This is a genomic window from Hyunsoonleella pacifica, from assembly GCF_004310335.1.
GTDB classification, from domain to species: Bacteria; Bacteroidota; Bacteroidia; order Flavobacteriales; family Flavobacteriaceae; genus Jejuia; species Jejuia pacifica.
In genome coordinates this window covers 88,502-103,394 of the sequence record NZ_SIRS01000005.1, presented here as the reverse complement: position 1 = coordinate 103,394, position 14,893 = coordinate 88,502, and the positions used below count along the sequence as shown (strand labels likewise).

14 protein-coding genes are annotated in these 14,893 nt (G+C 35.8%); all 14 read left to right on the top strand.

The window, feature by feature from the left end; genetic code table 11:
* Positions 1-256: 256 nt before the first annotated feature.
* Complete coding sequence (locus EYD46_RS12425) at positions 257-1,447, top strand: di-heme oxidoredictase family protein (RefSeq protein ID WP_130937495.1); 1,191 nt, start codon at positions 257-259, stop codon at positions 1,445-1,447.
* 2 nt (positions 1,448-1,449) lie between these two features.
* Complete coding sequence (locus EYD46_RS12420; protein ID WP_130937494.1) at positions 1,450-1,884, top strand: QcrA and Rieske domain-containing protein; 435 nt, start codon at positions 1,450-1,452, stop codon at positions 1,882-1,884.
* Complete coding sequence (locus EYD46_RS12415; RefSeq protein WP_130937493.1) at positions 1,881-3,104, top strand: hypothetical protein; 1,224 nt, start codon at positions 1,881-1,883, stop codon at positions 3,102-3,104. Before EYD46_RS12420 ends, EYD46_RS12415 begins: the two co-directional genes overlap by 4 nt.
* A gap of 130 nt (positions 3,105-3,234) precedes the next feature.
* Positions 3,235-3,597 (top strand): DUF3703 domain-containing protein, encoded by a 363-nt coding sequence (locus EYD46_RS12410; protein WP_130937869.1) that lies wholly within the window; start codon positions 3,235-3,237, stop codon positions 3,595-3,597.
* Complete coding sequence (locus tag EYD46_RS12405) at positions 3,594-5,555, top strand: heavy metal translocating P-type ATPase (protein ID WP_130937492.1); 1,962 nt, start codon at positions 3,594-3,596, stop codon at positions 5,553-5,555. Before EYD46_RS12410 ends, EYD46_RS12405 begins: the two co-directional genes overlap by 4 nt.
* Before the next feature lie 70 nt (positions 5,556-5,625).
* Positions 5,626-6,039 (top strand): HYC_CC_PP family protein, encoded by a 414-nt coding sequence (locus EYD46_RS12400; RefSeq protein ID WP_130937491.1) that lies wholly within the window; start codon positions 5,626-5,628, stop codon positions 6,037-6,039.
* Positions 6,040-6,146: 107 nt separating this feature from the next.
* On the top strand, positions 6,147-9,854 hold the full coding sequence (locus tag EYD46_RS12395; protein WP_130937868.1) for an efflux RND transporter permease subunit: 3,708 nt from the start codon (positions 6,147-6,149) through the stop codon (positions 9,852-9,854).
* On the top strand, positions 9,851-11,068 hold the full coding sequence (locus tag EYD46_RS12390; RefSeq protein WP_130937490.1) for a TolC family protein: 1,218 nt from the start codon (positions 9,851-9,853) through the stop codon (positions 11,066-11,068). The genes EYD46_RS12395 and EYD46_RS12390 overlap by 4 nt, the downstream gene beginning before the upstream one ends.
* Before the next feature lie 29 nt (positions 11,069-11,097).
* Entirely contained in the window at positions 11,098-11,691 is a 594-nt protein-coding gene (locus EYD46_RS12385; protein WP_130937489.1) for a DUF3347 domain-containing protein, read from the top strand.
* Positions 11,692-12,147 carry a heme-binding domain-containing protein gene (locus EYD46_RS12380; RefSeq protein ID WP_130937488.1) on the top strand — a complete coding sequence of 152 codons (456 nt, stop codon included), beginning with the start codon at positions 11,692-11,694 and terminating at the stop codon, positions 12,145-12,147.
* 73 nt (positions 12,148-12,220) lie between these two features.
* Complete coding sequence (locus EYD46_RS12375; RefSeq protein ID WP_130937487.1) at positions 12,221-12,778, top strand: helix-turn-helix domain-containing protein; 558 nt, start codon at positions 12,221-12,223, stop codon at positions 12,776-12,778.
* A 77-nt stretch (positions 12,779-12,855) separates the two neighbouring features.
* The gene (locus tag EYD46_RS12370; protein ID WP_130937486.1) at positions 12,856-13,590 is read left to right on the top strand and encodes a heavy-metal-associated domain-containing protein; all 735 of its coding nucleotides are present in this window, start codon (positions 12,856-12,858) and stop codon (positions 13,588-13,590) included.
* 194 nt (positions 13,591-13,784) lie between these two features.
* The gene (locus EYD46_RS12360) at positions 13,785-14,057 is read left to right on the top strand and encodes a DUF5676 family membrane protein (protein WP_130937485.1); all 273 of its coding nucleotides are present in this window, start codon (positions 13,785-13,787) and stop codon (positions 14,055-14,057) included.
* Position 14,058: 1 nt separating this feature from the next.
* Positions 14,059-14,892: a universal stress protein gene (locus EYD46_RS12355; RefSeq protein WP_130937484.1), complete on the top strand. Its 834-nt coding sequence runs from the start codon at positions 14,059-14,061 to the stop codon at positions 14,890-14,892.
* Position 14,893 lies beyond the last annotated feature (1 nt).

Genomic DNA, 14,893 nt, shown 5'->3' with positions numbered 1-14,893 from the left:
ATTAAATTATAAATACAATACTTTTTATTGGTTCGACCATTGTAACTTTTTAAGATGGCAAGTTAAGTAGCGTTGCAATTTATACAATACTGAAGCATAATTATTAATATTTAACCTGAAAGGCTATAATAATGCCTTAAATAATGGTTAGGTATTAACACATTATTGTTGTTCTAAAAATAATTTTAGACAAATCTAAAATTATTTTTAAGTATACTTAAATATGTATATATTTGTATGCCAAAATAACAAGAGCATGACAACAAGATTTTTTTTATTTAACGTGGTTTGTGTCCTAATAATGGTGTCCTGTGACAATTTTGAGCCATTACTCCCTGAAAATGAAGAAGTATTGGATGGAGAAATGGAAGGATTAACACTAGCACAACAAGCTGAATTTCTAAGAGGAGATGAAGCATTTGGTGAGGTTTTTACATCATCAAAGGGGTTGGGTCCTTTATTTAATACTAATAGTTGTATTAGTTGCCATGCAGGTGATGGAAAAGGGCATCCCTTTACTACACTTACCCGTTTTGGGCAGTCTGACAATACGGGTAACCAATTTCTAGATGTAGGAGGTCCGCAACTTCAACATAGGGCATTACCAGGTTACCAACCTGAAAACCTTCCAAACGGTGCAACATTCTCAAAATTCACTCCTCCTGCTGTAACGGGACTTGGTTTTTTGCAATATGTAACCGATGAGGATATTTTGGCAATGGCGGATCCTAATGATAGCGACGGTGATGGTATTTCCGGTGTCGTTCATTGGATGGCTCTTAAAGATTTTGTTATACCCGCTTCTAATGCTGTTTCTCAGAACGGAATGTATATACATCGTTTCGGGAAAAAAGCTGTTGCTTATGATTTATTAGACCAAACAGTTGGTGCATATAATGAAGATATGGGCATAACATCCACTTTTAACCTTATAGATACTTATAGTGGATTATCTATAGACCCAGAAGTTTCAGATAATACAATTCGTGATGTTGTAGCTTATTTACAAACACTTAAAGCACCCGTTCCTAGAAATCAAAACGACCCAAAAGTTATTAACGGAAAATCACTTTTCAGTCAAATAAACTGCGCTTCTTGTCACATACCTACCTTAAGCACAGGCTATTCTCCAATAGAAGCCCTTTCATTCAAAGAATTTAATCCTTACACAGACCTTTTATTACATGATATGGGTAGCAATTTGGATGATGGTTATACTGAAGGAAACGCACTAACATCTGAATGGAGAACCCCGCCTCTTTGGGGGCTTGGTTTATCGGAATCAACACAGGGTGGACGATACTTTTTGTTGCATGATGGAAGAGCAGGAAGTATTTCTGAAGCTATTTTATTGCACGGTGGGGAGGCGGAGAATAGTAAAAATCAGTTTGTGAATCTTTCTGAAAACGAAAAAGAAGATTTAATCAAATTCTTAGAATCACTATAAATATGGAACGAAAAGAATTTATTAAAACTTGTGGATTTGCTTGTTTAGGGACTACCATTTTTTCATCACTACTACAAGGATGCGTCTCAACCAAAAGCATTAGCGTAAAAATTAATGGAGAGGATTTAATAGTTCCTCTATCAAATTTTGAAAAAGATGGAAAAACACTAAAATATCTTGTGGTAAATAATTCGCAACTGCAATACCCTATTTATGTTTTTCGATTTTCAGAAAACCATTTCACAGCTTTATATATGCAATGCACTCATCAAGGGAATGAAGTGACCGCCTACGGCGAAAAATTGGTTTGTTCTGCACATGGGAGTGAGTTTGATAATAAAGGTAATGCAACCAACGGTCCTGCATCAAATCCATTGCGCAAATTTCAATTAGAGCTAGACAATCACAATATTTTAATTTCTCTGAAAAAAGCATGAAACACATAATTATAGTAATCTTACTTTTAACATCTATACTATCTTTTGCACAAGTAGATACAACCCTATTAAAAAGGCAACAGATAGACAGCACCAAACGACAACTTAATATGGATGCGGTCTATAATAGACCATTTTTAAGTTTTGGAAAACTCCCAGTTTCAGTAGGTGGTTATGCAGAAGTAAATTGGCAACATATAGGGACAGATGGTGTATCTGAAGGACATCAATTCCAAATGCGAAGAATGACTTTGTTTGTGGCTTCTTCAATTTCAAAGAAAATTAAATTTTTAAGTGAGATAGAATTTGAAGAAGGAGGTAAAGAGGTTGCTATTGAATTTGCTTCTTTGGATGTTGAATTTCACCCATTATTCAACTTAAGAGGAGGTATCATCATGAACCCTATTGGAGCATTTAATCAAAACCATGATGGCCCAAAATGGGAATTTACAGACCGACCAATTGCAGCTACACAGATGTTACCCGCAACCTGGAGTAATGCAGGTTTTGGATTGTTTGGAAAGACCTATAAAAATAACTGGATGTTTGGTTATGAACTATATCTTTCAAGTGGTTTTGATGACGCTATTATTGATAATGAAGAGGGCAAAACATTTTTACCTGCATCTAAAGAAAACGCAGAGCGTTTTGAGGAATCAGCAAGCGGCACCCCTTTGACTACTGTTAAGATTGCTATAAGAAATAAGAAATTTGGAGAAATTGGTCTTTCCTATATGGGAGGGATTTATAATACTTTTCAAGACGATGGTATTGTACTTGATGAAAAGCGAAGGTTAAATGTTTTTGCAATAGATTACAACACAACCTTAACAAAAACAAATACATTTATTACGGGCGAATGGGCATGGATTAATGTAGATATTCCGGAAACCTATACGCAACAGTACGGAGACAAGCAATATGGAGGGTTTTTGGATATAGTCCAGCCTGTTTTGAAGCAAAAAATGCTTGGTTGGGATAATGCAACCTTAAATCTGGCTTGCCGATTTGAATATGTAGATTGGAACGTAGGTACATTTAACGAGACTGGAGACGATATAGGAGACGAACTTTGGAGTATTATGCCAGCTATCACTTTCAGACCAACACAGCAAACTGTTTTCAGGCTTAATTACAGGATACAAAGACAAACAGATATTCTGAACAATGCACCAGCCAAATTAGGTGGATTTAGTTTTGGTATATCTTCATACTTTTAATCTATTTTTCTGCCTTTTTTAGCATGAAGTAATATTTCGTTTGAATTCTGTATTAGTGTTAAGTCCGGCAGACAACAATGCACTTCCATTGCATTAACTATTAAACTAATTTTATCCAAAATCAATGGATATAAAGTTTAATATAAAAATACCTAAGCACCTCAAACAATTCCATAGAAAAGAATTAGGGCATTACCGCTACTATTTAGTTAATAAGCAGTACAGCAATGCTTGGTATCATTTAGAAAGAAGTCATATTATAGGTCAATCTTACCCCATAGAACACACTTATTCACATTGGTTAATGCTAAAGTTTGGGATAAGTCAAAAAAACACCAAAGAAGTGTTTGGGCAAATTATAAGGTTAATTGTAGGTGGATGGAAATCTTTTATAAACCACGTTCCTCTTGGTAATACAGGTGGTGCAAACGTACCACCATTAAGATGTATGCCTATTCCAAATGATATTGAAAAGCTATTAGAGAGAAAATGAAAAAAAAGAAAGTAAATTTAAGAGACTTAAAACCAGATTCAGAGGAGCAACATAGTCACGATGATGGTCACAATCATAGCGACCTTAAAGGCGCTTCAACTTTTAACACCTATTTGCCGGCTATTTTCAGTTTTGTAATGTTAATAGTAGGTATTGCTGTAGATTATTTTGAAGCATTTCCTCATTTCTCTGGTTGGATTCGCATTCTTTGGTATGTGGTGGCCTATATTCCCGTGGGTTTTCCTGTGGTAAAAGAAGGATGGGTAAGCATTAAAAAAGGCGACTTCTTTACAGAGTTTTTTTTAATGTCCATAGCTACTCTTGGCGCATTTGCCATTGGCGAATATCCCGAAGGAGTAGCAGTAATGTTATTCTATGCTGTTGGTGAATTATTTCAAAATGCGGCAGTCAACAGAGCAAAAGGTAATATAAAGGCATTACTGGATGTTAGACCAAAAGAAGCCAATGTATTTCGTGAAAGAGACTATATAAGTGTTTCACCAGAAGATGTGAGAATTGGTGAGAAGATTCAAATTCGTGTGGGCGAAAAAATTCCTTTGGACGGCATATTATTATCCGAAAAAGCATCATTAAATACGGCTGCTTTAACTGGAGAAAGCAAACCAGATTCTGTTTTAAAAGGAGGAAAAGTATATGCGGGCAGTATTAATTTAGAAAGTGTCATTGAAGTTGAAGTCACTAACAAGTTTGAAGATAGTTCTATTGCCAGAATATTAGATTTGGTCCAAAATGCTACTGCACGTAAATCAAAAACGGAATTATTTATCAGACAGTTCGCACGAATTTATACACCAATTGTAGTGTTTTTAGCGATAGGTGTAACATTCATCCCTTATTTTTTTGTAGATGATTACGTCTTTAGGGATTGGTTGTACAGAGCATTGATTTTCTTGGTAATTTCTTGCCCTTGTGCATTGGTGATTTCTATTCCTTTAGGTTATTTCGGTGGATTGGGTGCAGCTTCAAAAAATGGTATTTTGTTTAAAGGAGCTTCCTTTTTAGATGCTATGACCAAGATAAATACATTGGTAATGGACAAAACAGGAACTGTTACCAAAGGTGTTTTCAAAATCAAGGAAATCAAGTCTATAGGTTGGGAAGAATCTGAATTTATGAAATACCTAATGGCTATGGAAGAACAATCAACTCATCCTATTGCAAAAGCTATTATGGAGTATAAAGAAAATGGAGATGACTATGAAGCAAAAGAAGTTTCTGAAATTGCAGGTAAAGGCTTAAAAGGAATAGTAAAAGGTAAAATCGTTTTAGTAGGAAATAAAGCCTTAATGATTGCCTATGATATTGATGTTCCAACTGAAATTGAAAGTATTGTAGAATCTATAGTATTGGTTTCAATCGATAATCAATTTGCTGGTTATGTGGTGATAGCAGACGAATTAAAAGAAGATGCTAAAGAAACGATTACCGCATTGCATAAAGTAGGCATTAAAAATATAATGATGCTCTCTGGAGACAAAGATTCCATAACCCAACAAGTAGCAAAAGAATTAAGTGTAGAAAATGCTAAAGGAGGATTGCTACCAGAAGACAAATTAAATGAAGTTGAGACCTTAAAACAAAATTCAGAAAATAAAGTAGCATTTATTGGTGATGGCATTAATGATGCACCGGTTTTAGCCGCAAGTAACGTTGGTATTGCAATGGGTGGTTTAGGAAGTGATGTCGCTATTGAAACGGCAGATGTGATAATTCAAACCGACCAACCATCTAAAGTAGTTAGAGCTATTAAAATAAGTCGTTCCACTCGTAAAATTGTATGGCAAAACATCATATTAGCGTTTGGCGTAAAAGTAATTGTTCTGATTTTAGGAGCAGGTGGATTAGCTACAATGTGGGAAGCTGTATTTGCAGATGTTGGGGTGGCATTATTAGCTATTTTGAACGCTGTTAGATTACAACGAATGCGTTGGAACTAGCTATTGTGCAAAATTAAAATATTGTTAATCCTAATAAAAACTGTTAAAATTTTATACCTTTGCATTACCAATGAAGCAATTTTTTAATAAAATATCATCCTTTTTAATGGCAATTGTAGTATTATTTTCTACAATGTCATTCACTATTGATATGCATTATTGTGGAGATTCTTTGGTAGAAACTGCCATTTTCAAAAAGGCAAAAGGTTGTGGGATGGAAATGGAAAACCCTTCAACTGAGGGATGTTCCATTAAGGTAAAAAATTGCTGTTCTGATGAACAGTTGACAGTTGATGGTCAAGATGAATTAAACATAACTTTTGACAAGCTATCTTTTGACCAACAAGTTTTTGTTGCTTCATTTGTTTACACTTACATCAACCTTTTTGAAAGTTTAGATAAAAAGGTTGTTTCCTATGAAGAATATAGGCCTCCTCTCGTTGTCAGGCAAATCTACAAGCTTGACGAGACATACTTAATTTGATTTTTAAATAATAGACTTTTTTATCCAGTGGATTATTTCCATTAGGATAATTCCTTGTATTCGGTGTTTTCTTAGCACCAATGTCTAATTATTTAATTATCAAGTCAATGCTAAACAAAAGCATAAAATTTCTAATAGAAAACAAACTCGTTGCAGTACTGTTACTTGTCCTTTTTATAGGCTGGGGAATTGTAAATGCACCTTTTAATTGGGACACTGGTTTTTTACCAGCTAATCCTGTAGCTGTGGATGCCATTCCAGATATTGGCGAAAATCAGCAAATAGTTTTCACTAAATGGGATGGTCGTTCCCCTCAAGACATAGAAGACCAAATTACTTACCCATTAACAACATCACTCTTGGGTATTCCGGGGGTAAAAACCATCCGAAGTTCGTCTATGTTTGGCTTTTCCAGTATCTATATCATTTTTGAAGAAGATATAGAATTTTATTGGAGTCGTAGTCGAATTCTAGAAAAGCTAAACTCATTACCTAGTGGGCTACTTCCAGAAGGAGTAAATCCAGCTTTGGGTCCTGATGCTACAGGTTTAGGTCAAATATTTTGGTACACTCTTGAAGGTCGGGATGAAAACGGTAAGGTTACGGGCGGATGGGATTTACACGAATTGCGAAGCATACAGGATTACTACGTAAAATATGCTTTGTCTTCAGCCAGTGGTGTGTCAGAAGTAGCATCCATAGGTGGTTATGTTCAGGAGTATCAAGTAGATGTCAATCCGGAACTGATGCGACAATATAATGTCGGATTACATCACGTTGTAAAAGCCGTAAAGGAAAGCAATAAAGATATAGGTGCTCAAACTATAGAAATCAATCAAGCTGAATACTTAGTCCGTGGCTTGGGGTATGTGAAATCTGTATCGGATATAGAAAATGCAGTCGTTACATCAGAAGATTATACGGCAATCAAAATTAAGGATATTGGTAAAGTGTCTTTAGGCCCAGCAACACGCAGAGGAATGTTGGACAAAGAAGGTGCGGAAGTTGTGGGAGCAGTTGTTGTGGCTCGTTATGGTGCCAACCCGATGGAAGTCATCAATAATGTAAAAGAGAAAATAAATGAATTAAGCCCTGGGTTACCGTCAAAAGTTCTGAGTGATGGAAGGACTTCACAAGTGACTATTGTGCCTTTTTATGATAGAACAGAACTTATACAAGAAACTCTTGGAACACTTAACGAAGCCCTCACTTTAGAAATACTAATTACCATTTTGGTCATTATCATTATGGTATTTAATCTTCGAGCTTCGGTACTTATATCTGGACTTCTACCAGTTGCCGTTTTAATGGTTTTTATAGCAATGAAGCTTTTCGGTGTCGATGCTAACATAGTTGCATTGTCTGGTATCGCTATTGCTATTGGCACAATGGTAGATGTGGGTGTCATACTCTCGGAAAACATTATCAGGCATCTTGATGAAAACAATGAAAAGCTACCTATAAACACAGTTGTTTATACTGCTACTGCGGAAGTCTCTGGTGCAATTGTAACAGCAGTAATGACCACCATTATTAGTTTCATCCCTGTGTTTACAATGATTGGTGCAGAGGGTAAATTGTTCAGACCATTGGCATTTACAAAAACATTTGCGTTAACGGCTTCCATAATTGTTGCCTTATTCTTAATTCCGCCTTTTGCAGCATTCTTATTTAGAAAGAAAAGCCTTAAGAAACTATCAGGTTATATAATCAATGGTCTTTTAGTTGTTTTAGGAATAGCGGCCTTAATTTTTGGCTCTTGGTTGGGCATAATTCTAATTGCGTTTGGCGTTACTGCCTTCTTAAAATCACAGGACAGGATTACAGAAAAACGTTCCAATCTATTAAACATAGGGATTTCCGCTTTTGCCATTGTATTCTTGTTAGCAGAATATTGGCGACCACTTGGTGTAGACAGAAGCATCCTTTGGAATTTAATTTTTGTCGGGCTTATTTGCTTCGGACTATTAGGAGCATTCACCCTGTTCAGACGACAATACACACGCATCTTAAGGTGGGCTCTTGCCAATAAACTATTATTTCTATCAATACCAACACTTATTGTCATTGCTGGTTTTTCCATTATGAAAAATACAGGGAAAGAATTTATGCCATCATTAAATGAGGGTTCATTCTTGTTGATGCCAACTTCTATGCCCCACTCAGGAGTTGAAGAAAACAAACGGATTTTACAACAGTTAGATATGGCGGTAGCCAGTATTCCAGAAATCAAAACCGTTGTTGGGAAGTCAGGTAGAACGGAATCAGCTTTAGACCCTGCTCCTTTATCAATGTATGAAAATGTTATTCAGTATAAACCAGAATATGCACTGAACGAAAAAGGAAATCGGCAACGCTATAAAGTAAATGACGACGGATTATTTGAATTGAAAGACGGGCGATTTATTGCAAATCCTAATAATACTGAAAATGCTACTTTCAGTACATTCGACAGCTCACAATTACTCGAAGATAGCAATGGTGAATTCTATCGAAACTGGCGACCAGAAATAAATTCACCTGATGATATATGGAAAGAAATAGTAAAAGTAACCAAGTTACCAGGCGTTACTTCAGCACCTAAATTACAGCCCATTGAAACCCGATTGGTAATGCTCCAAACCGGGATGCGTGCTCCAATGGGGATTAAAGTAAAAGGGCAAGATTTAAAGCAAATTGAAGCTTTTGGAATTCAATTAGAGGATATTTTAAAACAAGCTGAAGGTGTTAAAGTAGAAGCTGTATTTGCAGATAGGATAGTTGGAAAGCCTTATTTATTAATTGATATAGATAGGGATAAACTGGCTCGCTATGGCATATCTATAGATGATGTTCAAAATGTGCTGAAAGTTGCTGTAGGTGGAATGGTGTTAACACAAACGGTAGAAGGCCGTGAACGTTATGGTGTTCGTGTACGCTATCCAAGAGAATTGCGAGCCAACCCGAACGATTTAAAACAAATTTATGTGCCTGTCGAAAAAGGAAGTCCTGTTCCACTGAGCGAATTGGCATCAATTCGATACGAGCAAGGTCCACAAGTCATTAAAAGTGAAGACACCTTTTTAGTTGGTTATGTGCTGTTCGATAAATTAGATGGTTTTGCAGAAGTCAATGTGGTTGAAAATGCCCAGACTCTAATTCAACAAAAGATAGATTCTGGGGAATTAATTGTACCTAAAGGCATCAACTATCAATTCACTGGAACGTATGAAAATCAATTGCGAGCAGAAGAAACATTATCAGTAGTGGTGCCGTTGGCTCTACTTATTATCTTCTTGATTTTGTATTTCCAGTTCCGTTCGGTAGCCACATCATTAATGGTATTTACAGGCATTGCGGTAGCGTTTGCAGGTGGTTTTGTAATGATTTGGCTATATGGTCAGGACTGGTTTTTAAACTTCAGTTTTTTTGGAGAAAATTTAAGAGACCTTTTTCAAATGCACACCATTAACCTGAGTGTTGCTGTTTGGGTCGGTTTCATCGCGCTATTTGGTATTGCTACCGATGATGGTGTAGTAATGGCAACTTACCTAACCCAAACATTTGATAGAAATACACCAGAAACGAAACAGGAAATTAGAGCTTCCGTAGTGGAAGCTGGAGAAAAGCGTATTCGCCCCTGCTTGATGACCACGGCAACCACCATTTTGGCATTACTACCAGTTCTAACATCCACAGGACGTGGAAGCGATATAATGATTCCTATGGCAATCCCAAGTTTTGGCGGGATGGTCATCGCCTTAATTACACTGTTTGTTGTTCCTGTATTATACAGTTGGAAACACGAGGCACAACTTAAAAAAGTAGCGAAATGAAGAAAATAATTTTAATAGGGATAGGGCTTTTAACTTTTGGTTTTTCAAATGCACAGCAATTGGAAACTCTTATCGAGGAAGCATTGAAAAACAGTCCAGAAATTCAAAAATTTGAATTGCAATATAGTATTGTCTCTGAAAAAGTGAACGAAGTAAACACGATTCCAAACACTGAATTTGGAGTTGGATATTTTGTTAGTGAACCTGAGACAAGGACAGGAGCTCAGCGCTTTAAGGTATCAGCAAAACAAATGATACCCTGGTTTGGTTCGATAACCGCAAGGGAAAACTATGTAAGTTCATTGGCCGATGCCAAATACGAGGATATTGTTATTGCCAAAAGAAAATTAATCGCTTCTGTATCGCAATCCTATTACAATTTGTATGCAAACAAAGCTAAGCAAAAGGTCTTGGTGCAAAATATTGAATTGCTCGAAACCTATGAGACTTTGGCATTGACCTCTGTTGAAGTCGGTAAAGCTTCAGCGGTGGATGTATTGCGATTACAAATGCGTCAAAATGAGTTGGAACAATTAAAGGAAGTATTAGCTCAACAGTATTTGGCAGAACAAACCACACTCAATAAACTTTTAAACCGTGATAAGGATATTGTGGTGAATGTAGTTCAAGAATTGACGATTCCTTCTGAAACTACTTTGATTAATACAGAAAACTTATCCCTGCATCCAGAACTGATAAAATATGACAAGCTCTACCAATCTGTTGAGCAGTCAGAATTACTAAATCAAAAAGAAAGCCTTCCTATGATTGGTTTTGGTTTGGATTATGTCAACGTTGACAAACGACCAAATATGGATTTTAGTGATAACGGAAAAGACATTGTAATGCCAATGGTATCAGTGTCAATTCCAATTTTCAACAAAAAATACAAATCGCAAACAAAACAAAACCAATTACAACAGCAGGAAATAACTGCTCAGAAACAAGAACGTTTGAACAAATTGGAAACAGTTTTGGACAAAGCTGTAAACGATAGAATCTCAGCAAGAATCAGCTACAAAACACAGACGAAGAATTTGAAGCAAGCTAATGATGCCGAAGAAATATTAATCAAAAGCTATGAAACTGGAACCATTGATTTTAATGATGTTCTGGACATTCAGGAATTACAGTTAAAGTTTCAAATAAACCAAATAGAATCCATTAAAACCTACTATGTAAAAACAACAATAGTCAATTATTTAAGTAACTAAAAAACAAGTATAATTTAAAATTAGTAATAATGAAAAAAGTAAGATTAACAACAACAATTATGATGATGGCATTTTTAAGCCTAACTGCAATGTCTTGCAAAGACACCAAAAAGGAAAATGCGCAAGATAGTACAACACATTCCGAAATGAACCACGATAAAATGGATAAATCCAATGATATGATGGATTCCGATACGCAGAACTTAGGTGCACAAAAAGTTTTGGCAGATTATGTGGCTCTTAAGGATGCTTTAGTAAATGACGATAATGCAAAGGCAAAGGAATTGGGTAATGTATTGGCTCAATCTTTAAAATCGTTTGACGCATCTAGCTTTTCAAGTAAAGAGAAGTCTGAATTAAAGGATATTATGGAAGATGCTATCGAGCACGCTGAACACATCAGCGAAAGCGATATTAAACATCAGCGTGAGCATTTTAAAGTCTTGAGTAAGGATGTTACGGATATGGTTGCTATCACAGGAACAAAAGTGAAACTATACGAGCAATTTTGCCCGATGTATGATGGTGGTACAGCTTGGTTGAGTACAAAGGAAGAAGTACGAAATCCATATTATGGAAGCCAGATGTTGAAATGCGGAAAGGTGCAGCGAGAAATTAACTAAATGAAAATTACAAAAATCATAGCATTGATTTTATTGATTGGATTTGTGGGCATACAGTTTGTGCCCACAGACCTTAATCAAAGTGATATTGTGCCAAAAACCGACTTCTTGTTGGTAAACAACACCCCTGAAAATATAAGCACACTATTACAAGAATCCTGCTACGATTGCCATAGTAATAACACACAATATCCTTGGTACAATAAGGTTCAACCCGCTGCTTGGTTTTTAGAAAACCACATAAAAGATGGAAAGGAAGAATTGAATTTCAATGAATGGGATGCATATTCCAACCGAAGAAAAAACAGCAAACTAAAGTCTATAATCAATCAGGTTAAAGATGATGAAATGCCACTAGCATCTTACACATTGATTCACAAGGATGCTAGGTTGTCCAAATCTGAAAAGACCTTGATTATTGATTATGTGAAGAACCTAAAAGAAAATTTAAGATAAAGCCCTGATATGGGAAGGAAATACTGGTTGATTGGTTAATAGCCCTTCCCGTTTCAGGCACTATAAAAGAAATATGGAACAAACCCTTAACATAAAGAATATGGTGTGCGACAGATGCAAATCAACTGTATTGCGTGAGTTGGAGGAATTGGGTTGTGACATAAAATCGGTTGAGCTTGGGCAAATTGTTTTAAACGAAAAGACAGGCATCCAAGCATTAGAATTGGAAAAAGTGCTGAACAAACACGGTTTTGAAATCATAAAGGATGAAACAGAAATTTTGATAGAGGAAATAAAGATTGTACTCATACAAAAAATCGAAAATCAAGACAATGCAAACCTTTCCTCTTTTTTGACCAAAAGGTTTAATAAATCCTATTCGGCTTTAAGCAAGTTGTTCAGTAAAACAGAAGGTTTAACCATAGAAAAATATGAAATCAACTTAAAGATTGAAAAGGTAAAAGAACTGATACAATTGGGGCAGTTGAATTTTTCAGAAATAGCATACAGCCTGAACTATAATAACAGTAGTCATTTGGCGAGACAATTCAAAAATGTAACAGGAATGTCAATGACAGTATTTAAGAACCTGCAAAAATGGAACAGAAAACCCATAGACCAAATTGTGTAAGGATTATCCAGAATTGTACAAATGAAGGTGGGCTGCCGAAATTAATTTTGTGTAATAATCATTAAAAAAAATGAACAATGACACATACATATAACATAACAGGAATGACCTGCGGAGGCTGTAAGGCTTCGGTAGAAAAATATTTAGGTAACGTAGATAACGTTACCAACGTTACTGTTAATCTCGAAAAAGCCGAAGCTGAAGTTACAATGAGTTGTCACGTTGCTACGGAAGTTCTTAAAAAAGCATTACCGGAAAAATATACTCTTTCGGAAAAGGAAAACAAAAATGTTTTCCAGATGACATCCCAATCTATGGATGAAATAGAGCAAAAATCAAAACTGCAACAATTGCAACCATTATTGCTCATCCTTTTTTACATAGCAACTGCAAGTATTTTGTTGCATTATAAAAATTGGGATGGTAATGCCGTAATGTTAGATTTTATGGGATTGTTTTTCATAGTGTTCAGTTTCTTCAAGATGCTAGACTTAAAGAATTTCCCTGAATCCTTCAGAATGTATGACCCATTGGCAAAACGAGTTTCGATATATGGTTGGATATACCCATTCATAGAAACTGCTCTGGGTTTGATGTTCTTAATGCGTTTTGAAATTGAAATTGCCCTAATCGCTACCTTAATAATATTAAGTATCACAACGGTTGGCGTTACTAAAACGCTTTTGGATAAAAAATCAATTCGTTGTGCTTGTCTTGGAACGGCATTAAAATTACCAATGACCGAAGCTACATTTATTGAAAATGCCATTATGATTGTAATGGCGATAGTAATGTTAACTCAAATTATATAAAAGATGAAATCACATACGCTTTGGATGATATTAGGTTGTGTACTTCCATTACTACTCATTTTTATTGCACCAAGTATAGGAATGGGGGAGAATATATCCTTGTTCATTTTTATAATTCTAATGTTTGGTTGCCATCTGTTGATGCCGCATCATAAACATAATCACGATAAAGAAAATAACAATAAACCACAATTATGAAAACAATCAGCATCAAAAAATTAGGAATGGCCACAGGCCTTACTGGAGCATTGCTCTATTTGGGTTGTATGGTGGTAATGTTTACTGTTGGCCGTGAAGGGTCTGTAAAATTCTTCAATAGCCTACTGCACGGATTGGATGTATCGACCATAATTAGGATGGATATACCACTTTGGGAAGCTTGCCTAGGTATTATCCAAACGTTCATTTTGGGTTGGTTAATCGGTGCCTGTATTGCATCGCTTTATAATTGGCAAATAAAGAAATAAGATGAAAAATATATTAGTACCCACAGATTTTTCGGATAACTGCAATAAAGCGGCAAAATTGGCAATAGAAATGGCGGCGCTTTTTAATGCAGAAATACATTTTTTGCACCAAATAAGTACTGTAATTAACTGGACAAAATTGACCAAGACCCAGGAGCAAAACTACCCTGACACCCTTGCAGAAATTGGCATAGCTAAAAGCAAATTGAGGACTTTGGACAAAGAAGCTGAAGGTAAAGGTTTGAAATCAAGGACGTTTCTAGAATTTGTTTCAGATGAAGATGCAATTGTGGCACATTCCCACAATTTTAATCACGATTTTATTATTACCGGAAGCAAAGGCATACAAAATGGATTCTTAAAGAAATTGTTAGGAAGCAATGCCCAAAAAATCATTCGTAAGGCACGAGTACCTATTTTGGTTGTAAAAGAAGATGCTGTAGCCTTTCCTTTTAAGGATATCGTGTTTGTGTCTGATTTTAAGGAAGACATATCCAATGCATTTGAGGAAGTTGACAAAATAGCCAAAGAATGCAATGCAAAAATCCATTTGTTGAATATCAACACGACATCGGATTTTAATAGTGTTGAAAATGGACTGCAACCCATCGAAGAATTTTTAAAACTCTTCCCAAAATTGGAAAACTACGCAATGCACGTCTATAATGAATCTACCGTGTTAGGTGGTATTGAAAAATTTGAAGGTTCAAATGATGTGGATTTAATAGCAATGTACACCCACAGTAGAAAAGGGTTTGCGAGTGTCTTTTCAAAGAGTATTGCTGAAAGTGTTACTAACCATTCAAAAAAACCTGTAATGACAGTTCATCTTTAAA